Here is a 22941-nt window from a genome sequence, read left to right as displayed (position 1 = left end):
CCCCGGCCTGATGTCGGATCGCTTAACGCATCTCTTCCGCCGGAGTTACACCCAAGATACCAAGACCTGCGCAAATAACAACGGTTACGGCACGCACGAGGGCGATTTTCGCCTGTGACGTGGCCGGATCACCCTCTTGCAGAAAGCGCAGCGCCGGCTCGTCATGGCCGCGATTCCACAGCCCGTGCAGATCCGAGGCCAGATCGTAGAGATAGAACGCCACCCGGTGCGGCTCGTTCGAGCGGCCCGCGATCTCGACAAGGCGCGGCCATTCGGCCACCTTCTTGGCGACCGCGATCTCGGCCTCATGGGTCAGCCCCGACAGATCCGCCGCCGCAAGCGTGGCATCATCCACCGCGATCCCCGCGTGCTGCGCCTTGCGCAGCACCGAATTCACCCGCGCATTGGCGTATTGCACGTAGAACACCGGGTTGTCCTTGGATTGCTCCATCACGCGTGCGAAATCGAAATCGAGCGGCGCGTCGTTCTTGCGCGTGAGCATGACAAACCGGGTCACATCCGCGCCCACCTGATCGACCACGTCGCGCAGCGTCACGAACGTGCCCGCGCGCTTCGACATCTTGAACGGCTCGCCGTTCTTGTAGAGCTTGACCAGCTGACACAGCTTGATATCGACCGGCACCCGCCCCTCCGACAGCGCCGAAACAGCGGCCTTCATCCGCTTGACATAGCCGCCATGATCCGCGCCGAACACGTCGATCAACAGGTCGAACCCCCGGCTGATCTTGTCATAGTGATAGGCGATATCGGGCGCGAAATAGGTCCAGCCGCCATCGGATTTCATGATCGGGCGGTCCACGTCGTCGCCGTGTTCGGTCGATTTGAACAGTGTCTGCTCGCGCGGCTCCCAATCCTCGGGCATCTTGCCCTTGGGCGGTTCCAGCACGCCGCGATAAATCAGGTCCTTGCCCCGCAGATCCTCGATCGCCGCCTCGATCAGCCCGGTGCCGTAAAGCGACTTTTCCGAGAAAAACACGTCCATCTCGACGCCGAGCGCCTTGAGATCGGCGCGGATCAGTTCCATCATCGCTTGGGTCGAAAACTCGCGGATCGGTTCCAGCCAGACCTCTTCGGGCTGATCCAGATAGGCCTCGCCCACCTTGTCCTTGAGGGCGCGGCCCACCTCGATCAGGTAATCGCCCGGATAGGTGCCATCGGCAAACGCCACCTCCTGCCCATGCGCCTCAAGATACCGCAGGTAGACCGACCGCGCCAGGACATCGACCTGCGCGCCGCCATCGTTGATGTAATATTCCCGCGTGACCTGATAGCCGTTGAAATCCAGCAGGCTCGCCAGCGCATCGCCAAAGACCGCGCCCCGCGTATGGCCCACATGCAGCGGCCCGGTCGGGTTGGCCGAAACATATTCGACATTGACGCGGCGGCCCTGCCCCATGTTCGAGCGCCCGAAATCCGGCCCCGTCTCCAGCACGGTCCGCAGCACGCCATGCCACAGCCCCGGCGCCAGCCGCAGGTTCAGAAACCCCGGCCCCGCCACCTCGGCCACGGCAACGCGGTCGTCCTCGGCCAGCAACTCGGCCAGCGTGGCGGCAATGTCGCGCGGCTTCAGCCCGGCAGGCTTCGCGAGCACCATCGCGGCATTCGTCGCCATGTCGCCATGCGCGGGATCGCGCGGCGGCTCCACCGTGACATTCCCCATGTCGAGACCCTCGGGCAATTGCCCCGCCGCCTGCATCCGGGCCAGCGCGTCCAGCACGAGACTGCGGATGTCGGTAAAGAGATTCATGGCACGCCCTTCCTGCTGCGATGCGCGCCGGTTTACCACCGCCAGCCCGCGCGTCAATCACTCAGGCCCCAGATGCAGAACCGAGCCACAGGGCCCGGCCCGCTCCCCCGCCGTCAGCATCGCCACCGCAGGCCAGAGCCGCGCGCCACAGGAGCGCTCCGCGCCCTCGGGCGCCAGCCGCAACGCATTGACCATCGCGCGGTTGCCGAATTCCTCCTGCATATGGCCTGCAAGGGCCCACATCGCGGCATCATAGGCCAGATCTTCGGCGCGGGCCCCCGGCCCCGGCGCGCGAAACACCGCGATCACGCGCCCAGCCCCGGGCGGCGCGGCATGCGAAGGGGCTGCAGATGCAGCAACAGATCCAGCGGGGTGGCGTCCCACACCGCGCCAAGCCGGTCACAATGGTCCGGCCGCAGCGCGTTCAGGCCCAGCGTCTCGATCATGTCGGGCCACGCCCGCGCCACCGCCCGCGCCCGGCTGGCCGTCTGCTCCAGCACGACCACCCGCGCGCCCGCCTGCGCGCAGGCATCCGCAAGGCATCGCCCCGCATCGCAGCCCGCAGCCGCGATCATCACCGTCTTGTCAGACAGCCCCCCGTTCACACGTATACCCACCCGATCGCTACGCACCCCGCGCGACAGGTATCACCACGCAGCAAAGGGGGCAACGCCGAGGGTGCCGCGCCCCGCCTTTCCGCCTAGTCCGCCGTGTCGCGCGGCGGCCCAAGCGCGACAAGCCGCGTGCCGTCGCCACCCTTGGCCTCGCTCTCGCGGGTGACAAAGGACAGCCCGCCACCCGCCGCCAATTCGGCCAGCGGCACCGCGTCGGGGTTGTCGCGCTGCCAGTCCTCCAGCGTGTAACTGTCGCTCAGCTTGGTGGCGCGCACTTTCCATCCCTGGCTCATGTGGCGGGCAATCTCGTAATAGCCCAACTCCCCGCCTATCTTGCGCCCGCCCAGCGTGGCGGGCAGCGCATGGCGCGCATTGTCCTCTTTCGCGCGGCGCAGCTGATAGACATTCTCGCGCCCGAATTCCGGGGCAAGGTCGGTGGCCACCAGCGTGTTATAGGCGTCGTTGTCGGTCACCGCCAAAACACGCCCGAAATTCACGATCTCGACCCCGTGCTCGGCGGCCTCTGACAGGATATCGCCGAAAAATGTGCGCAGCCCGGCCTCGCGGGCCGTGCGCAGGTGCGTGCGATTGGGGTCCGAGATCAGCACCGGCACCTCCAACTCCGACAGCGCCTTGCCAAGAGAGGCCGAGAATTGCGAGCCGCCGACGATGATCACCCCCGGCACCCCCTGCCCCGCCAGCCCCAAAAGCTGCCCCATGGGGCGCAGGGAAAACCCGTGCAGCACCACCGTCGCCGCCACCAGTGCAAAGGCCAGCGGCGTGAGCCGTGCGGCATCCTCAAAGCCAAGCGCCACCAGCCGTTCACCGAAGAGACCCGCCACCGCCACCAGAACCACGCCGCGCGGCCCGGTGAACGCCACCAATAGCCGTTCGTTCATCGCCACCTTGGTGCCCACAAGCGAGACCATCACCGTTACCGGGCGCACCAGCAGGATCGTCACCACGACAAACACCGCCGCGCGGGCATCGAGCAGCGCCAGCGCCTCCATGTTCATCGACGCAGCCAGCAGGATGAACACACCCGACACCAGCAATACCGTCGCATGTTCCTTGAACCTGCGCAGTTCGGCATAGCTTGGCAGGTCGGTATTGGCCATGTAGACGCCCATCACCGTCACCGTCAGCAACCCGCTCTCATGCAGCACGGTATCCGACAGCGCGAACACCCCCAGCAGCACCGCGAAAAGTACCGGCACTTTCATGAATTCCGGCACATGCCCCGCCGTGAAGGCCCGGACCAGCCCCCAACCGGCCCCCAGCCCCAGCACCAACGCCACCACGATACCCCACGCCATCGACAGCGCGGCCCCGCCCGCCGTCTCGGATGCGGCCATCACCAGCACCACCTCGAAGGCCAGCACGGCGGCGAGCGCGCCAACGGGATCGTTGACGATCGCCTCCCATTGCAGCAGTTGCGCGGGGCGCCGCGCCAGCCGCGCCTGCCGCAGCAGCGGCGCGATCACCGTGGGGCCGGTCACGATCATGATCCCGCCGAACACGGCGGCAACGGGCCACTCCAGACCGGCGGCATAATGCAGCGCCAGCGTAGAACCGAGCCAGCCAAGCGGTGCGCCGATGATGACCAGCCGCCAGACCCCTTCGGCGGCCCCCCGCAGGCTCTGCAGGTTCAATGTCAGACCGCCCTCAAAGAGGATGATCGCCACCGCGATGGCCACCATCGGGGCCATCAGCGGCCCGATATCGCGCGCCGGGTCGAACAGGCCCAGACCCGGCCCCACCGCCAGCCCCGCCAGCAGCATCAGCACGATGGCGGGCATGCGCAGCCGCCAGGCCAGCCATTGCGCCCCGACGCCCAGCGCGCCCACCAGCGCGAACACCATCACCGGGGCCAGTTCGCCCGCCTGTTGTTCAACGGCCATCGCTCATACTCCTTCGGGTGTCGCCGGGTCGGGGTCACCGTCGATCAGCCGCGCATGGCTCTGCAACGCGAAACGGTCGGTCATCCCGGCGATGTAATCGCTCACCAGCCGCGCCAGTGCGGTACGGTCAGCGGCCTGCGCCACGTCGCTGCGCCATTCCTCGGGCAGATGTTCGGGCGCATCGAGGTAAAACGGGAACAGGTCGCTGACCACGCGATGCACCATGGCGCGCATCTCGTTCACTTTCGGCGCGCGATACATGCGGGTGTAGAGAAACCGGCGGATCGCCTGCAGATCCGTCCAGAGCGCAGGCGAGAACCGGATCACCGGCACACCCAGATGGCGCACTTCCTCGACGGATGCGGGCTGCATCTCCGCCAGCGTGGCGCGCGAGCCGCTGATCACGTCGCCCACCATCACCCCGAACACCCGGCGCAACGCCTCATGCTTGCGGCGTTTCGGATCGAGCCGGGGATAAAGCCGGTCCACCTCGGCAAAGCAATCGCCGACGATGGGCAATGCGGCGATCTCGTCATCGGTGAACAGACCCGCGCGCAGCCCGTCATGCAGGTCGTGGTTGTTGTAGGCTATGTCATCCGACAGCGCCGCGACCTGCGCCTCGGCCCCGGAATGGGTGGCAAGCTCCAGATCGTGCTCCGCGTTGTAATCGGCCAGCGCATAGGGCAGCGGACCAGCGACCGGGCCGTTATGCTTGGCAATGCCCTCCAGCGTCTCCCATGTCAGGTTCAGCCCGTCGAAGGCGGCGTAGTGCCGTTCCAGCAAGGTCACGATCCGCAGCGCCTGCGCGTTGTGATCGAACCCGCCATAGGGGGCCATCAAGGCCGCCAGCGTGTCCTCGCCCGCATGGCCAAACGGGGTGTGTCCCAGATCATGCGCTAACGCCACCGCCTCGGTCAGTTCCGCATTGAGGCCAAGCGCCCCCGAGATCGTGCGCGCCACCTGCGCCACCTCGATCGAATGGGTCAGCCGGGTGCGGTAGTAATCCCCCTCATGGGCGACGAAGACCTGCGTCTTGTGCTTCAATCGGCGAAAGGCGCTCGAATGGATGATCCGGTCGCGGTCGCGCTGAAACGGCGAACGGAACGCGCTTTCCTCTTCGGGCACGCGGCGGCCCCGGCTGCGCGCCGGATCGGTGGCATAAGGAGCCGTCATTCTGCATGTCCTTGTCGCCTGTTGCCTCGACCTCTATATTACAGATCGAATACCGACGTGAAACCGACGTTATGCAGCACACGACAATCCCCGGAGATGCGCCATGCAAATGCCCCCCACTGTGACCCCGCGCGCCTTTGCCCGTCTGGCAGAGATCGGAGCAGGCGAACAGAATCAGGCCCTGCGCGTCGCCGTCGAAGGCGGCGGCTGCTCGGGGTTCCAGTACGACATCAAGCTCGACCAGCCCGCCGAGGACGACATGGTGCTCGAGGGTCAGGGCCAGAAAGTCGTGGTCGACAGCGTCTCGCTGCCCTTCCTCGCCGGGGCGACGATCGACTTTAGCGAAGAGCTGATCGGCGCACGCTTCGTGATCGAGAACCCCAATGCAAGCTCGTCCTGCGGCTGTGGCACCTCGTTCTCGATGTAGGGTCAGGCGGCGCAGGTGTCGCGCGGCGTAGCCCCGTCGCGCAGCAATCGCGCCTCATGCGCCCGCAGCGTGCGCCGCGCGGCGCTCATCTGCGGGCCCTGCCCCCCGAACTCGGGGAAAAGCGCGATAATTTCGGCGCGTAACGCACTGGTTTCCTTGCAAAGATAATCGCCGAACAGGAAACTCTCGCTCGCCAATCCCTCGGCCATGACGATTTCATGCGCATCGAACATGAAATGCACATAAGTCACCTGCGCACAGGGCGCACGGTGGATGGTGTCGCCGTTGACCAGCATATGCGCCGGGCAAAGCGCCTCGTCCTCCCCAAGGTAGAACGCCGCGCGCCAGTCATCGAGCAGGATACGGTGTTGCGGCGAGACCAGAAGCGCCCCGTGATCCCCAAGCGCCCTTGGCGCGAACCGGATCGGGGCAAAGGCACCGCGCCCCGGCACCGTGCGCTGCCCGATCCAGCGGATCGGTTGCGCCCCATGATCCAGCGTCTCCACAAGATCCCCGATGCGCAACCCCTCGACCGGGACAAACCCGCCGGGCACCGCGATCCGCGACCCGGCGACGAAACACGGGGGCCCGAAACTGCCCACCGGAAACTGCGTGTTCTGCGTGACGAAGGTGGTGGCCGTTGCCGTTCCACCATCCGGCAAGACCGAGCCATCGGAAGGGGTGAAATAGCGAGCCCCGTCATCCGTGTAGAACGTCACCCCGGTGATCGTCACCCCGTTTATCGTGACGGTATCTCCGTCCCAGACCGAATTAACGTTGCTGCCGTTGATCTGATCGCCGGAATTGGGCCGGATCAAGCCATCATCGTCCGCATCGTTGATTTCCATCGTGACGACGGTGATCGTTGTCGGAAGGCCCGGCGGAACGCCCGGGTCAAAATTTCCAGCTATGGTTTGATCCGTGAAAACAGCCACGTGACACTCGCTCGCTCTGGTTCAGCACATCTTGCTATCTCTCCAGCGATAAGATTGTTTTTTGGTTTAAATGTGGACGGCGTCGGCCCTTTTTGTGAACGCACCCCATCTCGGCGCGCGTTTCTGAAACCACTTGCAACCCCACAAACGCGCTGCGATAGCTGCAAAACCTGCCGAGAGGGGACATCCGCCATGAAGATCGCGAGTTTCAACATCAACGGGATCAAGGCACGCCTGCAGGCGTTGACCGATTGGCTCGACGACGCGTCGCCTGATGTGGCCCTGTTGCAGGAAATCAAATCCGTCGACGATAATTTCCCGCGCGAGATGTTCGAGGAGCGCGGCTATAACGTCGAAACCCACGGACAAAAGGGCTTCAACGGAGTGGCGATCATGTCCAAGCGCCCGCTCGAGGACGTCACGCGCGGCCTGCCCGGCGACGACGCCGACGAACAGGCCCGCTGGATCGAAGCGACGGTGATGGGAGATACCCACGCTCTACGGCTCTGCGGGCTGTACCTGCCCAACGGCAACCCTGCACCGGGCCCGAAATACGACTATAAACTGGCCTGGATGGAGCGGCTGCACGCCCGCGCAGCAGCACTTTTGGACACCGAAGAGCCGGTGCTCATGGGCGGCGATTACAACATCATCCCGCAGGATGAGGACGCCGCCCGCCCCGAGGCCTGGCACGAGGACGCGCTCGCCCTGCCCGACAGCCGCGCCGCCTTTCGCCGCATCCTGAACCTCGGCTTCACCGAGGCATTCCGCGCCCGCACCCAAGGCCCCGGGCATTACAGTTTCTGGGATTATCAGGCCGGGGCGTGGAACCGCAACGACGGCATCCGCATCGACCATTTCCTGCTCAGCCCGCAAGCCGCGGACCTGATGACCGACTGCCATATCGAAAAAGACGTGCGCGGGCGCGAAAAACCATCCGATCACGTGCCCGTCTGGGTTGACCTCGACGCCTGAACGTCGCGCAATGGCCTTAGACGGCGCGCGTTACATCATGCCCATATAGCCAGTCGAACTGGCGCATCATCCGGTCGGGGACGACTGCGCCGCTGGCGCGCAGGGCGGTGTGTGCGGCCCATCTCAGCGGCGGGAAGGACAGGTGATATTTCCACGCGTTGCGGCTGGCAGCCCCGACAACCCGCGCGGCACGCCCCTCGCGGCGCGCCTGATAGCGCGTCAGGGCGGCCTCGCGGGTGGCCTCATCGCGCAGCGCATCGGCCAGCACCCACGCATCCTCGAGCGCCATCGACGCGCCCTGCGCCATGAACGGCAAGGTGGGATGCGCCGCATCCCCCAAAAGCGCCAGACCATCGCGCTGCCAGACCTTCGCCACCGGATGCCGGAACAGGCCCCACAGATGGACCTCCTCGACCGCGTCGAGCATGGCCCGCAGATCGGCGCTGAAATCCCCGAAGGCCGCGCGCAGCGCCATTGGGTCGTCCCGCTGACTCCAGCTTTCTGCGGTCCAGGCGGCGCGTTCCTGCACCGCCACGAGATTGAGCAGCACGCCGTCCCGCAACGGATAGCTCACCACGTGGCGCATCGGACCCATATGCACCTGCACCTCGGGGCCGCGATCCCACAGGTTCGGCACTGTCGCGCGCCACGCCACCTGCCGCGTGAAGAACGGCGTCGAGACACCATTCAGAACCGGGCGCACCACCGAATGCAGGCCATCGGCCCCGATCACCAAATCGGCCTCGGTCCGCGCCCCGCTGGCCAGATGTACGCATGGCTGTGCGCCGCCTTCGACCGAGGAGACCTTTTGCAGCAGACGGATACGTGCCCCGGCCTCGCGCGCGCCCTCGGCCAGAACCTCGATCAGATCGGCGCGGTGGATAAAGTAATAGTCCCGGCTGTCGAGCGCCCCGAGATCGAGCCGCAGCACTTCACCCCGACGGTAATCGCGCAGGCAGACCGCCTCTGCCTGCACCGCACGCGCCTGCAGTGCCGCATCCAGCCCAAGCGCGCGCAGCACGGCAAATCCGTTCGGGCTGATCTGCAGCCCGGCGCCGACCTCCGATATCTCGGGGGCCTGTTCGAGCACGCTCACATCCGCCCCGCGCAGGGCCAGCGCACGCGCCACGGCGAGCCCGCCAATCCCCGCGCCGATCACGCATACCTTGAGCGTATCCAGTTTCATCCTAGCCTTTCAAAGACAAAACGCGCCGGAGAGTGATCTCCGGCGCATCATCTGCAAGAAGTCCCCGCGCACGGTCACCGTGCCATCAGTCGTCGCGGTGAACCTTTTCACGCCGTTCATGGCGCTCCTGCGCCTCGAGCGTCATCGTGGCGATCGGGCGCGCGTCCAGCCGCTTGAGGCTGATCGGCTCGCCGGTCTTTTCACAATAGCCGTATTCCCCTTCGTCGATCCGGCGCAGTGCGGCGTCGATCTTGGCGACCAGCTTGCGCTGACGGTCACGGGTCCGCAACTCGAGTGCGCGGTCGGTTTCCTCACTCGCGCGGTCGGCCACATCGGGAATGGCCCGGGTGCCATCCTGCAACCCTTCGATGGTTTCACGGCTGCCTTCCAGCAACTCCAGACGCCACTTCATCAGCTTGCGACGGAAATATTCGAGCTGGCGTTCGTTCATGAACGGCTCGTCCTCGGCAGGCTGATAATCCTCGGGCAGAAATACTTCGGCTTTCATCTCGATCCCCTCATCAAGGCCAGTGTCTGGCATCGTTTACTCCTCAGACAGTGGGTGCCCCATTGGGGGCTGATCTACACCTGACCGCCCGGATTGTCACTAGCCAATCACATGCCATTGATGTGAAATGTCGAACGGACTAGTTTAGCCGCGACACCGCTGCGCGCGGTCCCGAAAAGGATTGATAAACCGATGAAATTCGAAGGCACCGACGCTTATGTCGCCACCGATGACCTGACCGTCGCGGTCAATGCCGCAGTCACGCTGGAGCGTCCTTTGCTGGTCAAGGGAGAGCCCGGCACAGGCAAGACTGAACTGGCGCGACAGGTGGCGCACGCGCTCGGGTTGCGACTGATCGAGTGGAACATCAAATCGACCACCCGCGCACAACAGGGCCTCTACGAATACGATGCCGTAAGCCGGTTGCGCGACAGCCAACTGGGCGAAGAGCGCGTGCATGATGTGCGCAACTACATCCGACAGGGCAAGCTCTGGGAGGCGTTTGAGGCGGGCGAAAAGGTCGTGCTGCTGATCGACGAGATCGACAAGGCCGATATCGAGTTTCCCAACGACCTTCTTCAGGAACTCGACCGCATGGAATTCCATGTCTACGAGACCGGCGAGACGATCCGCGCGCGTCATCGCCCGGTGATCATCATCACCTCGAACAACGAAAAAGAACTGCCCGACGCCTTCCTGCGGCGCTGTTTCTTTCACTACATCCGCTTTCCCGAGGCCGAAACGATGAAAAAGATCGTCGAGGTGCATCACCCCGGCATTAAGGAGGCCTTGCTGACCGCCGCGCTCACCCAGTTCTACGAGATCCGCGATCAGCCCGGGCTCAAGAAAAAGCCCTCCACCTCCGAGGTGCTCGACTGGCTCAAGCTGCTTCTGGCCGAGGATCTGAGCCCTGAGGATCTCCGCCGTGACGGCGCGGACGCCCTGCCGAAACTGCACGGCGCCCTGCTCAAGAACGAACAGGACGTGCATCTCTTCGAACGCCTCGCCTTCATGGCGCGGCGGCAGCGCTGAGGCGATGTCATGCGGGCGCGATCCGTCACCAAAGACAGACCGGCCCGCCCCGCAACTCGCGCGAGAGGCGATTGCCACAATTTTGCCTTGATTGCTCCTTACGCAGAACAGGATGTACATCAACTCTGCCCCGGACCCGGCACTGGATGCGGCAAGGGACGGACGTGGTTTGCTTCGGTTGCAACCGCGTCTCTTTTTGCCTCGCCCCGCCGTAGTCCGACCTTGCGCCATTCCGGCATCGGGTCGTTTACTGGCATAACTAGTTTCGGGGGCCTGATGCGCCGTGTCATTCTGCCAATCTGTCTGATGCTCGGGGCCTGCGTGCCCGGCAATTATACCTATAACGAACCCGCGTCGCGTGCCGCCCTCCCGCAAGAGAGCACGATGCCCCCGATGAAGGCGTTTTCCGCACCCCGACCGGTGCCGCCACAGCGCTCCAACCGCGATATCATCCGCGATTTTCTCGATCTGAGCTTCCAGATGGAGTCGGGGCGCATGCTCCAGCACTTCTCGCGCTTCGAGGGACCGGTCACCTTGCGCGTGACGGGCGAGCCGCCGATCTCGCTGATGGCCGATCTCAACCGCCTGATCCACCGCCTGCGCACCGAGGCCGGGATCGACATTCGCCGCGTGAGCGACGAGGGTGCCAATATCACCATCGAGGCCGTGAGCCGCGACGATATCCGTCGGCAACTGCCCACGGCAGCCTGTTTCGTGGTGCCCAACATCTCGCGCATCACCCAGTATCGCAGCGCGCGCAACGCCCGCAGCACCGACTGGACGCGGATCACCCGGCGCGAGAAGATCGCGATCTTCGTGCCCAACGATTCCAGCCCGCAGGAGGTGCGCGACTGCCTGCACGAAGAACTGGCACAGGCGCTCGGTCCGCTGAACGATCTCTACCGCCTGAACGACAGCGTGTTCAATGATGACAACGTCCACGCGGTGCTGACCGGTTTCGACATGCTGATCTTGCGCGCCTATTATTCACCGGAATTGCGCGCCGGTATGACCCGCCGCGAAGTCGAAGCACGGCTGCCCGCGATCCTGTCGCGGCTCAATCCGGGCGGCGACCGGATCGGGCCGCGTTTCTACGGCTCGACGCCACGCGCCTGGATCGACGCCATCCAGACGGCGCTTGGCCCCGGTGCACGCCCCGCGCAACGGCGTGAGGCCGCAGTGGACGCGCTGCGCATCGCGCAGGCCGTGGGCTGGGCCGATCACCGGCGCGCGTTCAGTCATTTCGCGCTCGGACGGCTGACCCAGGCCAGAGACCCCGATTTCGCGCAGGATCAGTTCGCCGCCGCCGATCAGTTCTATCAGCGCACCCCCGGCACCGAGTTGCACCGCGCCTTTACCGCCGCACAGCTGGCCAGCTACGCGATCGCGCAGGGCCGGGGCGAGGATGCTCTGATGCTGATCGGCCCGCATCTCGGCACGGCAGAGCGATTTGAGAATGCCGCCCTTCTTGCAACATTGCAGATGCTGCGCGCCGAGGCGCTCGAACTGACCGGACGCGTCGCCGAGGCGCGCAGCGTCAGGCTGGACAGTCTGGGCTGGGCGCGCTACGGCTATGGGGCGGATTGGGCGGTGCGCGCGAAACTGCGGGAAGTTGGCGCGCTCAGCCCGCTCAAGGGACCGAACGGGTAAGCGATGATTGTAATCACAGGCGCAGTTCTCGGGGCCATCGGTGGCGCTGCCGTGGCCTATAGCCGCAAGGGAAAACTCGCGGATATTCTGCTCTATGCCTTTGTCTACGGTCTGGTCTTCGGCCTTGCCGGGCTGTTCACGACACTGATCATCCATCGCAGCGCGATGTAAGCCGCGATGTTTCTGCCGTTTTTCGAACAACTCCGGAAAGCGGGCCTGCCCGTGTCCCTGCGCGAATTCCTCACCTTCCTCGAGGCAATGCGCGCCAATCTGGTGATCTACGATGTCGAGGGGTTCTATTACCTCGCGCGCAGCGCGATGGTGAAGGACGAGCGGCTTATCGACCGTTTTGACCGGGCCTTCGCCGCCAGTTTCTCCGGGCTGGACAGCATCACGATGCAGGATGTGCTCGACACCGTCGACCTGCCCGCCGACTGGCTGGAAAAGATGGCCGAAAAGCATCTCAGCCCCGAGCAGAAGGCCGAAATCGAGGCGCTTGGCGGGTTTGACAAGCTGATGGAGACGCTGAAAGAACGGCTCAAGGAACAGGAAGGCCGCCATCAGGGTGGCTCGAAATGGATCGGCACCGCCGGCACGTCGCCTTTCGGTGCCTACGGCTACAACCCCGAGGGCGTGCGCATCGGTCAGGATGAGTCCCGCCATCGCCGCGCCGTCAAGGTCTGGGACAAACGCGAATTCCGCAACCTCGACGACAGCGTGGAACTCGGCACGCGCAACATCAAGGTCGCGCTCAAGCGCCTGCGCCGGTGGGCGCGCGACGGGGCACATGATGAACTGGACCTCGACGGCACGATCCGCGCGACAGCCGAACATGGCTATCTCGACGTGAAAACCCGGCCCGAGCGGCGCAACGCCGTCAAGGTGCTGTTGTTTCTCGACGTGGGCGGCTCCATGGATCCGCATATCAAGGTGGTGGAGGAGCTGTTTTCAGCCGCGCGCGCCGAGTTCAAGCATCTCGAATACTATTACTTCCACAATTGCCTCTACGACGGGGTCTGGCGCGACAATGCACGCCGCTGGAACGCGCAAACGCCGACCTGGGAAGTGCTCAACACCTACGGGCCCGATTACAAGTGTATCTTCGTGGGCGATGCCAGCATGAGCCCCTATGAGATCGCCTATCCGGGCGGTGCCAACGAGCACTGGAACGCAGAAGCCGGACAGGTCTGGCTGGACCGCGCCCGCGCGCAATGGCCCGATCACCTGTGGATCAACCCGGTGCCGCGCCGCGAATGGGACTATACCCATTCCATCGGCATGATCCGCGAACTCTTCGACGACCGCATGGTGCCGATGACGCTTGAAGGGCTGGATCAGGGGATGAAGGCGTTGCTGCGCTGATATCGCATTCGAAGGACGGGGTGGATTATGGCCTGGAGCGGACATAGCACCCCGCCAGAAGGTGCCGCGTGATCGCAGGGCCGGGGACTGGCGATGCAACGGCCGTGGCGGGTACTTTATCCCAGCCAAGTCATTCTAAACTCAACACGTTGTGCGCCCGACCAAATCGCCAGGCCGCGGGACGGCCCGGCGATCGCGCGGCACCTTCGGTGCGTTTCGCGCGGTTGGCTCTTATGTCCGCTCCAAGCCAGACCACCCCAGCCCCCAGCCAGATCACCCTCCCGAGAGCGCCTTGGCCAGTCGCGGCAGCCGCGCCTTCTTCAACAGCGGACGCATTTCCCAATCCCCCTGCGACAGCCGCCGTGCCTCTGCCAGAACGCCCGCCGCCACCTCCGCGACCAGCCCCGGCTGTGCCTGCCAGATGCCATGCAGGAACCCGTCGGGATCAGCCCGCCACAGCCCCTCCTCGGCCAGGATGTTGCGCGGAAAGTCACGTGCGTTCAGGGTAAGGATGCCGTCGGCAGACCCCGCGATCGCTGCGGCCAGAACATGGGCATCGGCGGGGTCAGGCAGCCACAGCCGGGCTTCGAGCGAGGGCGCATAAGCGACGTCTGCCTTAGGCCACCGCGCCGCCATCAGCGCGGCCTCTCCCGCCGCCTGCGCCTGCGCATCCGGCCCCAGTTTTGCCGCCGCGTGCAGCCACTCGCCGATGATCCGCTCGGACCAGAGCGGGGTGAAGGCCCCTGCCCCGGCCACACCCAGGATCATCTCGCGCATCACCGTGGGATAGATCACGCAGGTATCCAGCAGGACCTTCATAGCCCGTAAAAGAGCGCCTTGAGATACCCCGATTCCGCCAGCTGCGGATGCAGCGGATGATCCGGCCCGGCAAACCCGGTATGAATGAGCGCGCCCGCACGCCCGGCGCGCCCGATGCCACGTGTGCAGGCCGTACGAAAGCGCGCCAGATCAGCGGCATGCGAGCAGGAGCAAAGCCCCAGATACCCGCCCGGAGCGACCAACCCCGCCGCCAGCCGTGCGACCCGCTCATAGGCACGCAAGCCCTTTTCAAGCGCAGGTTTGGAGGGGGCAAAGGCGGGCGGATCACAGATCACCAGATCGAATTCCGCGCCCTCGTCGATCAGCGCCTCCATCACCTCGAACGCGTCGCCGCGACGGGTGTCAAAGCGGGCCTCGACCCCCATCCGTGCCGCGCCCTCGCGCGCCAGATCGAGCGCCGGGGCAGAGCCATCCACCGCCAATGCACGCTCCGCGCCCCCCGCCAAAGCGGCTAGGGCGAAACCGCCCACATGGGCAAACACATCGAGCACGCGCGCGTCTTTGGCCAGCCGCGCGGCAAACGCGTGATTGGGGCGTTGATCATAGAAAATACCGGTCTTCTGCCCGCCCATAAGATCCGCCATGTAAGTGGCACCATTCATCGGCACCGGCACCGGCCCCTCGGGCGCATGTCCGACCAGAACCCCGCTCAGATCGTCAAGCCCTTCCAGCCCCCGCGCCCGGCCCGAGGCGTTCTTGAACACCGTCGAGACGCCTGTCACCTCTTGCAGCGCCGCCGCGATCTCGGGCAGCAGAACATCGGCCCAGGCCGCATTGGGCTGGATCACGGCGATGTCGTCGAACCGGTCGATCACGACACCAGGCAGACCGTCCGCCTCGGCATGGACGAGCCGGTAAAACGGCGCCTCGAACAGCCGGGCCCGCAACGCCTGCGCGCGCGCCAGACGCGCCGTAAGCCACGCCTTGTCGATCCGCGCGCCGACATCACGATCCAGCATGCGGGCCATGATGCGCGAGGCGGAATTGACCGCCACGAGGCCAAGCGGCGCGCGCTCGGCATCCTCGAGCACGGCGATGCTGCCCGGCGACAGCGCCCGCGTGCGCCGGTCGGTGACGAGTTCATTGTCGAACACCCAGGGCGCGCCATGGCGAATGGCGCGCGCCTCTGTCTTGGGTTTCAGGCGGATCACGGGATAAGGGGGCGGTGTCATGCCGCCCCCTTACGCCGTTTCCCCAGCCCAGGAAAGATCAGATTTGATTGAGCGCGCCCATGAGGCCGAGCGCCTCGGCATGATCGCCCTGCGGCTGGCGCAGTTCGGACCGGATCACGTTGGAAAGCTGCTCGGAGATACGCACCTTCTGCGTGATCCCCTGCCGCTCGGCATCAATCGCCGCCTGCCCGCCAAACGCCTTGAAATCGGCCTTGACCCGTTTCGGTGCGCCATAGGCTTCGCCAGTGGCGGGGTTGCGCAGGACGTATTCGAATTGCACCGCATGTACGCCGCCGATGGTATAGCGCGCCTTTTCGCTCAGCGCGTGAAACCGCGTGACCCTGACATCGAGGATCGCGGGCACAGACCCCTTGGGCATCTGCGACACGCCGGTTTGCAGGGCAGTCTCGAAGATCGCCTTGACCTGCGCGTGACGGTCGCCGGGGGGGTCCTCGCGCCACACGATGTCACCACCGGGGTAATAGCGGTTCGCCTCGGACGCCTTCAGCGATTTCGGCACCGTCACGCGAACATCCTGAATGTCCAGCGAGACCGGCACCGATTGGGTGATCGCGCTGTCCAGCGGGGCGTTGCGGGTGGCGGTATCGACGCTGGCACAGGCCGACAGGCCAAACCCCAGAACCAGTGCGGCGGCGAGACGAAATGTGATCATGATGTCTTCCAGGGCGTTGCCTGTTATGGTTGCAACCTGAAGGTGACCCCGAATTGAGGCGCATTTTAGACGAACTCAGCGCATTTTCCGTGCATTCCCAAGGCGGATGGGACGTCCAAAGCCCCTTTTCACAAGTCGCGCGGGCGCGATCGCCAGCCGCCGCGACGGCGCGCGGGGCCCGATTTCTCCATCCCCTCGCGCAGCACCTGCGTCATCGGATGATCGGGATTGTCGGGCGCATATTGCTCGATCAGCGCGGCAATCGCCACCTGCGGGCTGCCCTCCTGCGGCTGCGACAGCGCCCAGTCGAGAAAGATCGAGCGGCATTCCCCCGGCCCGATCCCGTCGATGCGGTACGCCTCGCGGATAAGCCCCTTGGGATCCAGCGGATCGCGCTGCATGGCCATGGCTCAGCCCTCCCCCGGGATGCGATCAAGGTGGGCGTCGATCACCTCTGCCGCCGCCGTGCAGGCCATGTTCAGGCGCTCTTCAAGCATGCTCAGCGTCTCCTCCGAGGTCTCGCGCAGCAAAAACGCCGCACCGCCCTCGCCGATACGGTCAGGCGCAAGCGTCTTGTCGCTGATCAGCCGAGACACCATCTGCACACGCCAACAAAGCGCATAGGCACGGGTGAGCGCTGCGCTGTCGGCGTCACTCAACCAGCCGATTGCGACACCGCCCGCAAAGCCCGACGCCACATCGCGCGCCGCCTGCCCCGCCATCAGGTTCCCGGCCTGCGCAACAAGTTCCAGATCGAGCAGGCGACCCGGCCCCAGCTTGGCATCCCAGGGTCCGTCGGACGGCTTGGCCTCGGCCACCCTTGCGCGCATTTCCTTGACCGATGCAAGCGCGGGCGCGGGGGCGGATTTCTCGGCGATGAGGCTCGACCGGAATGTCTCTACATCCGCCGCAAGCCCTGCATCACCGGTGATCACCCGCGCCCGTGTCAGCGCCAGATGCTCCCATGTCCACGCCTCGTTCTGCTGGTAATTCTCAAAGGACGGCCAGCTTGTCGCGACAGGCCCCTGATTGCCAGAGGGGCGCAGCCGCATGTCCACCTCGTAGAGCCGCCCCTCAGCCATCCGTGCGGTCAGGGCGGTGATCATCGCCTGCGTCAGCCGCGCGTAATAGGGCCGCGACGCCAGCGGACGCCGACCGTCGGAGCCCTCCGCCTCACCCGTGTCATAGATCACGATCAGGTCGAGATCGGAACCGGCGTTGAGCCGCTCTGCCCCAAGCGAGCCCATGCCCACCACGACCGCGCCACGGCCAGGCGGGCGGCCATGTTTCTCACTGAACTGATCAATCACCCTTGGCCAGACCGCGCTTATCACCGCCCCGGCCAAGTCGGCATATTGCTGCCCCGCCTGATCCGCGTCGATCAGGCCGCGCAGGTGATGCACGCCGATACGGAAATGCCATTCCTTGTGCCAGCGGCGCGTGGCATCGAGGGCGCGCTCGTAATCCGCCTCTCGCGCCAGCCGTGCCGCCAATTCCTCTTCCAGCGCCGCACGGCCCGGCCAATCCGCAAAGAAATCCCCGGCGATCACCGCGTCGAACACCCCCGCATTGCGCGACAGATACTGCGCCAGCACCGGGGCCGTGCCGACGATATCGACAAGCAGGTCAATCAGTTGCGGATTGGCCTCGAAGAGCGAAAACACCTGCACCCCCGCAGGCAGACCCGACAGGAACCCGTCAAAGGCCAGCAGTGCCTCGTTCGGCTCGGTGGTGCGGGCAAGGCGCGCAAGGATATCGGGCTTGAGCCGGTTGAAAATCTCCACCGCCCGGGCGGAACGCAGCGCCGGATAACTGGGCCAGCGGGCGATCACATCACCGTCGAGCGTGTCCGGCACGGGGCACTCCTCGGCCCCGGTATCCTGCGCGAAGAAGCCCTCGATCAGATCATGCACCTCGGTCAGCCGCGCCTCTAGATCAGCGCGCAGATCCCCCGTGTCACGTCCCATGAAGGCGGCGAGCCGGTCGAATTCCTCGGCCGAGTTGGGCAAAAGATGCGTCTGCGCATCGCGCAGCATCTGAACCCGGTGCTCGACCTCGCGGTGAAAGCGGTAATGACGGGTCAGCGTCTCGGCCGCGCTCTCGGGAATCCAGCCCTTTTCCGCCAGCCGCGCCAGCCCCGGCACCGTGCCGCGCACCCGCAGATCGGTATCACGCCCGCCCGCGATCAACTGCCGGGTCTGGGTGAAGAACTCGATCTCGCGGATGCCGCCGCGCCCCAGTTTCATATTGTGCCCCTCAAGGCAGAGATGCCCGCCCAGCCCCTTATGCTCGCGGATCGCGAGGCGCATGTTATGGGCGTCCTCTATGGCCGCAAAATCAAGATGCTTACGCCAGACAAACGGGGTCAGCGTCGCGAGAAACCGGTCACCGGCCGCGATATCGCCCGCACAGGCCCGCGCCTTGATATAGGCCGCGCGCTCCCATGTGCGGCCCAGGCTCTCGTAATAGGTCTCGGCGGCGGCCATCGCCATGCAGACCGGCGTGACGCCCGAATCCGGGCGCAGCCGCAGATCGGTGCGAAACACATAGCCCTCGGCGGTGCGGTCGCTCAGCAGCGCCGACATCTTGCGCGTGGCGCGGACAAAACTGGCGCGCGCCTCGTGGAAATCGTCGCGCTCGAACCGGGTTTCGTCGAACAGGCAGATCAGGTCGACATCAGAGCTGTAATTGAGCTCATGCGCGCCCATCTTGCCCATCGCGAGCACCACCATTCCGGCACCAGTGGCGATGTCTTTCTCACTCATCCCCGGCAGCTTGCCGCGCCGGATTTCCGCACCGATCGAGGATTTCAGCGCCAGATCGCAGGCCAGATCAGCAAAATCCGTCAGGCGGCCGGTTACCTCCTCCAGCGGCCAGACGCCCGCCAGATCGGCAAGCCCGGTGAGCAGCGCCACGCGCCGCTTGGCCTCGCGCAGGGCCGGGCCAAGACGGTCCGGTGGCACGTCCTTCAACCCCGCAAATAGCGTCTCCAGCGCTGCCTCAGGCGCATCCAGAGCGTCACGCAGCCACCCGGCTTCCTGAAGAATGAGCGATTTCAGGAACGGGCTGCACCCCCCCGCCCCGGCCAGCAGATCCGACAGCGGACCAGTGAGGTCGGGCAGCGCGGCACGCGCCTCCTCTCCCTCTGCGGGGTCAAAGGGTCGCGGCAGGCGGGTCAGGCGGTCAGTGAATGTCATGGCACGAGTGATACAAGGCGGGCGGGTCTGGTCAATGGCTGACAGAGTTGAAATAAGAGGAAAAAACCGGAGAAACGCCATGAGCAAGAGCCTCGCCCGCGTGACCCGTGCCCTGCAGGAGGCCGGGCTCGAGATCGCACCCATCGAGATCGGCAACGCCACCACCGCGCAAATGGCAGCCGATCTGGTCGGCTGCGATATCGCGCAGATCGCCAAGTCGATCATGTTTCGCGGGCAGCAGAGCGGCACGGCGATCCTCTTCGTCACCTCAGGGGCCAACCGGGTGGACGATGCCCGCGCCAGTGCGGTGGCGGGTGAGACGCTTGGCAAGGCCGATGCCGCGCTGATCCGGGCGCAGACCGGCTTTGCCATTGGCGGCGTGTCGCCGGTGGGGCACCTGACGCGACCGCGCGCGTTCTTCGATCCGCATCTCTTGACCTTCGCCGAGGTCTGGGCGGCGGCGGGCACGCCCCGGCATCTATTCGGCATCGCCCCCCGGCGCCTGATGGAAATGGCGGGCGCGCAAGAGGCGGGTTTCACCGCCTGACCCCTTGCAAATGCTCCGCCCATGCCCATCCTAAAGGGCGATGACCCAGACCCGATTGGCCCCCGCATGAGCGATATCACCTGGCACCTGCCCGACCCGGAGCGGCAACCGGAGTTCTATGCCGACGTGGCGTCAAAACGACTCGTCGCCTTTATCGTGGATACCATCCTGATCATCTTGATCTGCCTGCTGATCGTGCCCTTCACCGCCTTCACCGGCCTGTTCTTCTTTCCGGTGCTGATGGCGGTGGTGGGCTTTGCCTACCGGGTCGTGACCATCGCGCGCGGCTCGGCCACATGGGGTATGCGCCTGATGGCGATCGAGTTTCGCGCGTCCGACGGCCAGCGCTTCGATCTTGGGCTGGCCTTCGCGCATACGCTGGGGCTGACGATTTCCTTTGGGTTACCGATCCTGCAGGTCATTTCCATCGTCTTGATGCTCACCGGGCCGCGCGGTCAGGGTCTGAGCGATCTGGTTCTGGGCAGCGTCGCCGTTAACCGCCGCGCCGCGATGTGACAGAGGCGTGACAAGCCTCTTGGCGAGGGCGGTGATGGTTGTTATCGTCCGGTCCTAGGACAACGCGGAACACTCCCATGCGACACACGCTTCCCATAGCGCCCCAGTTCTATGTGACGGCACCGCAGCCCTGCCCCTACCTGCCGGGCCGGATGGAGCGCAAGCTGTTCACGGCCCTGCAGGGCGAGGGCGCGCAGCGCCTCAATGACGGGCTGTCGAAACAAGGGTTTCGCCGGTCGCAGAACGTGCTTTGCCGCCCATCCTGCGCCGATTGCGCGGCCTGTCTCTCGGCACGAATCAACGTGGCCGAGTTCACCGCCTCCAAGAGCCAGAAGCGCACCGCGCGCCGCAATGCGCATCTCAAGCGCCGGGCGACCTCGCCCTGGGCGACCGAGGATCAATACGACCTCTTCCGCCGCTATCTCGAGAGCCGCCACGCCACTGGCGGCATGGCCGACATGGACACGTTCGAGTTCGCCGCGATGATCGAAGAGACCCCGATCCGCACGCGTGTCGTGGAATATACCGACCCCGAGAGCGACGGCCTGACTGCCGTCTGCCTCACCGATATTCTCGATGACGGGGTGAGCATGGTCTATTCGTTTTACGAGCCGAACCAACCCAAGGCGTCTCTTGGCACCTATATCATACTCGACCATATCGACATCGCGCGCGAGAATGGTCTGCCGTATGTCTATCTCGGCTACTGGGTGCCCGGCAGCCCCAAGATGGGCTACAAGGCCGCGTTTTCCGGTCTTGAGGTCTATGTAGGCGATACCTGGCGCAAGATGCACGACCCCGACGCGTTTCGCGCCCAGGCCCACCCGCTGGTCAATGATCCGATTTCGGAACAGGTGGCGAATATCGCCCTGCCAGATGGCGGGCCGACCCGCCGCACCGGTCGCTGAGCCGCGTCAGGGGCTGGGACAGCCCCGGATGTCCACGGCATCGCCCGTGCTCAGCACCGTCAGCCGCAACCCCGACCGATCCAGCAGGAAGCCGCGCCCCTCGACATGGTGCATCTCGGTCTCGGCCTGCAACATGGCGCCACTGCGCTTGGTGTTCGTCTGCGCAACCCAGAGGTCGGCATTGTCGGTCTCGAGCACCACCAGTTCCTGTGCGCCCATCTGCTCCATGTCGATCTGTGCCACTAGGCGCAGACCGCCACCGGCAATCGGCGTGACCGAACAGGCGACCCGCCCGACGCCCGCCTCCGCTGCCGTGTAGGGGCGGGCGGCAAGGGCTGCTGTAATGCGCGGATCGCGATCACCGGACCCAAGCGGCAGATCCAGCCCAACGCCGATCTCGACCGGCACGCAGATATCGCTGCAAACGCCGATTTCCATCTCAGCCGACAGCGAGATCGGCACATTCGCCTGTTTCGGCGTCAATCGCACCGGCAAAACGAGATCATGGGTATAGCCGATCGTGCGCATGCCGTTGGTTATCGTCTGCTCGGGGGTGGGCCAGATGATTTCCACCTGCGACAGGTTTTGCGACCCGCGCCAGTCGAACCGGGGCGGTATGCCCGCGTCACCCGGCGCGCGCCAATAGGTCTTCCACCCGTCCTCGAGGCGAAACCGCAACGCGGCCATGTGCCGACCGTCGGACATCTGCCATCCCGGCAGCACCGAGACGCTGACCATGTCATCGGCAGATTGGGCCGCCCCCGGCGAGGCGAGCGACATGACGGCGATCAGGAGAGGCACGAACAGGGATTTGAACATGTCCTTCAAATGGGGGATTTCGACGGAAATGCCAACTCACATTCAAGAGAGAAATCTTGCCACGATTTTAACACCCGTCTTGCACCGGGCTGTCCCTGCCCCCATTCTGGGGCCATGAGCAGAAGGGGCAACACGTGACGGAAGCGACCGATCTGACAGGAAAAATCCTTATCGCGATGCCCGAAATGGGCGATCCCCGCTTTGCCAATGCGGTGGTGTTTCTCTGTGCCCATTCCGAGGACGGCACGATGGGGCTGATCATCAACAAACCGACACAGGAATTGCGCATGCGCGACCTGCTCGAACAGCTGGAGATCACGCCCGGCCCCGACTTGCGCGACCTTCCGGTGCATTTCGGTGGCCCGGTGGAACATGGGCGCGGCTTTGTGCTGCATGATTACGGCTATCATTCCGCGATCTCGACACTCGATATCGACGATGCCTTCGCGATGACCGCGACGCTCGATATCCTCGAAGACCTCGCCGACGGGCGCGGTCCGACACATGCGCTCCTTGCGCTTGGCTATGCTGGATGGGGGCCGGGTCAACTCGAGGCCGAGATTGCGGATAATGGCTGGCTGACCTGCGAGGCCGACAAGGATCTGGTCTTTGCCACCGCCGATACCGACAAGTGGGAGGCCGCCCTGTCGCGCCTCGGCGTGTCGTCCCTGATGCTGTCCTCCGATGCCGGGCGCGCCTGAGCGGATTGCTGCTGGTCAACATCTGTCACGCGCTGAT

General features: G+C 65.1%; 24 protein-coding genes. 10 read left to right on the top strand and 14 right to left on the bottom strand.

Translation table 11 applies throughout. The annotated features are described in order from the left end of the window. Positions 1-22: 22 nt before the first annotated feature. From argS to BMX04_RS00170, 5 genes are all read right to left on the bottom strand, one after another. The gene (gene argS / locus BMX04_RS00190) at positions 23-1768 is read right to left on the bottom strand and encodes an arginine--tRNA ligase (protein WP_074784040.1); all 1746 of its coding nucleotides are present in this window, start codon (positions 1766-1768) and stop codon (positions 23-25) included. A 57-nt stretch (positions 1769-1825) separates the two neighbouring features. Next, a complete protein-coding gene (locus BMX04_RS00185; RefSeq protein WP_074784037.1) occupies positions 1826-2077 on the bottom strand; it encodes a hypothetical protein in 252 nt (83 codons plus the stop codon). Beyond that, positions 2074-2385: a hypothetical protein gene (locus BMX04_RS00180; protein WP_139194455.1), complete on the bottom strand. Its 312-nt coding sequence runs from the start codon at positions 2383-2385 to the stop codon at positions 2074-2076. The genes BMX04_RS00185 and BMX04_RS00180 overlap by 4 nt, the downstream gene beginning before the upstream one ends. A gap of 83 nt (positions 2386-2468) precedes the next feature. Beyond that, entirely contained in the window at positions 2469-4283 is a 1815-nt protein-coding gene (locus BMX04_RS00175) for a cation:proton antiporter (RefSeq protein ID WP_074784031.1), read from the bottom strand. Positions 4284-4286: 3 nt separating this feature from the next. Next, positions 4287-5456, bottom strand: a complete 1170-nt coding sequence (locus BMX04_RS00170; RefSeq protein WP_074784028.1) for a deoxyguanosinetriphosphate triphosphohydrolase — start codon at positions 5454-5456, stop codon at positions 4287-4289. A gap of 103 nt (positions 5457-5559) precedes the next feature. Here BMX04_RS00170 and erpA point away from each other — a divergent pair, with 103 nt between their 5' ends. Then, positions 5560-5883, top strand: coding sequence for an iron-sulfur cluster insertion protein ErpA (erpA, locus tag BMX04_RS00165; RefSeq protein ID WP_050663425.1), 324 nt, complete (start codon positions 5560-5562; stop codon positions 5881-5883). 2 nt (positions 5884-5885) lie between these two features. Here the strand turns inward: erpA and BMX04_RS00160 are convergent, their stop codons facing one another. Then, on the bottom strand, positions 5886-6731 hold the full coding sequence (locus tag BMX04_RS00160) for a Hint domain-containing protein (RefSeq protein WP_139194454.1): 846 nt from the start codon (positions 6729-6731) through the stop codon (positions 5886-5888). Between the two features lie 279 nt (positions 6732-7010). On the opposite strand from BMX04_RS00160, the gene xth reads away from it, so the two are divergent. Then, a complete protein-coding gene (gene xth, locus BMX04_RS00155; protein WP_074784022.1) occupies positions 7011-7793 on the top strand; it encodes an exodeoxyribonuclease III in 783 nt (260 codons plus the stop codon). 16 nt (positions 7794-7809) lie between these two features. Here the strand turns inward: xth and BMX04_RS00150 are convergent, their stop codons facing one another. Both BMX04_RS00150 and dksA read right to left on the bottom strand, forming a co-directional pair. Beyond that, positions 7810-8979 (bottom strand): FAD-dependent oxidoreductase, encoded by a 1170-nt coding sequence (locus BMX04_RS00150; RefSeq protein WP_074784019.1) that lies wholly within the window; start codon positions 8977-8979, stop codon positions 7810-7812. An 85-nt stretch (positions 8980-9064) separates the two neighbouring features. Next, positions 9065-9520 (bottom strand): RNA polymerase-binding protein DksA, encoded by a 456-nt coding sequence (gene dksA / locus BMX04_RS00145; RefSeq protein ID WP_074784016.1) that lies wholly within the window; start codon positions 9518-9520, stop codon positions 9065-9067. Positions 9521-9679: 159 nt separating this feature from the next. Here dksA and BMX04_RS00140 point away from each other — a divergent pair, with 159 nt between their 5' ends. From BMX04_RS00140 to BMX04_RS00130, 4 genes are all read left to right on the top strand, one after another. After that, on the top strand, positions 9680-10519 hold the full coding sequence (locus BMX04_RS00140) for an AAA family ATPase (RefSeq protein ID WP_074784013.1): 840 nt from the start codon (positions 9680-9682) through the stop codon (positions 10517-10519). Positions 10520-10795: 276 nt separating this feature from the next. Beyond that, positions 10796-12169: a DUF2927 domain-containing protein gene (locus tag BMX04_RS00135; RefSeq protein WP_074784010.1), complete on the top strand. Its 1374-nt coding sequence runs from the start codon at positions 10796-10798 to the stop codon at positions 12167-12169. Positions 12170-12172: 3 nt separating this feature from the next. Continuing rightward, on the top strand, positions 12173-12340 hold the full coding sequence (locus BMX04_RS19270; protein WP_050663419.1) for a hypothetical protein: 168 nt from the start codon (positions 12173-12175) through the stop codon (positions 12338-12340). Between the two features lie 6 nt (positions 12341-12346). Continuing rightward, on the top strand, positions 12347-13531 hold the full coding sequence (locus tag BMX04_RS00130) for a vWA domain-containing protein (RefSeq protein WP_074784007.1): 1185 nt from the start codon (positions 12347-12349) through the stop codon (positions 13529-13531). 273 nt (positions 13532-13804) lie between these two features. Here the strand turns inward: BMX04_RS00130 and BMX04_RS00125 are convergent, their stop codons facing one another. The 5 genes from BMX04_RS00125 to BMX04_RS00105 form a co-directional block, all read right to left on the bottom strand. Then, on the bottom strand, positions 13805-14350 hold the full coding sequence (locus tag BMX04_RS00125) for an RSP_2648 family PIN domain-containing protein (RefSeq protein WP_074784004.1): 546 nt from the start codon (positions 14348-14350) through the stop codon (positions 13805-13807). Then, positions 14347-15543 (bottom strand): RSP_2647 family RNA methyltransferase, encoded by a 1197-nt coding sequence (locus tag BMX04_RS00120; protein WP_074784001.1) that lies wholly within the window; start codon positions 15541-15543, stop codon positions 14347-14349. The genes BMX04_RS00125 and BMX04_RS00120 overlap by 4 nt, the downstream gene beginning before the upstream one ends. 37 nt (positions 15544-15580) lie before the next feature. Further along, entirely contained in the window at positions 15581-16216 is a 636-nt protein-coding gene (locus tag BMX04_RS00115) for a DUF6778 family protein (RefSeq protein ID WP_050663538.1), read from the bottom strand. Positions 16217-16344: 128 nt separating this feature from the next. Continuing rightward, positions 16345-16617, bottom strand: a complete 273-nt coding sequence (locus tag BMX04_RS00110; RefSeq protein ID WP_074784672.1) for a hypothetical protein — start codon at positions 16615-16617, stop codon at positions 16345-16347. A 9-nt stretch (positions 16618-16626) separates the two neighbouring features. Then, positions 16627-19413, bottom strand: coding sequence for a [protein-PII] uridylyltransferase family protein (locus BMX04_RS00105; RefSeq protein WP_074783999.1), 2787 nt, complete (start codon positions 19411-19413; stop codon positions 16627-16629). A gap of 79 nt (positions 19414-19492) precedes the next feature. Between BMX04_RS00105 and BMX04_RS00100 the strand changes: the two genes are divergently transcribed. From BMX04_RS00100 to BMX04_RS00090, 3 genes are all read left to right on the top strand, one after another. Then, positions 19493-19960: a YbaK/EbsC family protein gene (locus tag BMX04_RS00100; RefSeq protein WP_074783996.1), complete on the top strand. Its 468-nt coding sequence runs from the start codon at positions 19493-19495 to the stop codon at positions 19958-19960. Between the two features lie 66 nt (positions 19961-20026). Then, positions 20027-20476, top strand: coding sequence for an RDD family protein (locus BMX04_RS00095; RefSeq protein ID WP_050663535.1), 450 nt, complete (start codon positions 20027-20029; stop codon positions 20474-20476). 77 nt (positions 20477-20553) lie between these two features. Continuing rightward, a complete protein-coding gene (locus BMX04_RS00090; protein WP_074783993.1) occupies positions 20554-21384 on the top strand; it encodes an arginyltransferase in 831 nt (276 codons plus the stop codon). Positions 21385-21390: 6 nt separating this feature from the next. Here BMX04_RS00090 and BMX04_RS00085 read toward each other — a convergent pair whose 3' ends face one another. Continuing rightward, positions 21391-22203, bottom strand: coding sequence for a protein-disulfide reductase DsbD domain-containing protein (locus BMX04_RS00085; protein WP_074783990.1), 813 nt, complete (start codon positions 22201-22203; stop codon positions 21391-21393). Positions 22204-22337: 134 nt separating this feature from the next. Here BMX04_RS00085 and BMX04_RS00080 point away from each other — a divergent pair, with 134 nt between their 5' ends. Then, a complete protein-coding gene (locus BMX04_RS00080; RefSeq protein ID WP_074783987.1) occupies positions 22338-22904 on the top strand; it encodes a YqgE/AlgH family protein in 567 nt (188 codons plus the stop codon). Positions 22905-22941: the final 37 nt, after the last annotated feature.

This window comes from Roseovarius tolerans, assembly GCF_900109855.1.
GTDB classification, from domain to species: Bacteria; Pseudomonadota; Alphaproteobacteria; order Rhodobacterales; family Rhodobacteraceae; genus Roseovarius; species Roseovarius tolerans.
Note: the sequence above shows the minus strand (reverse complement) of the source record. Positions and strands in the feature narration are given on the sequence as shown.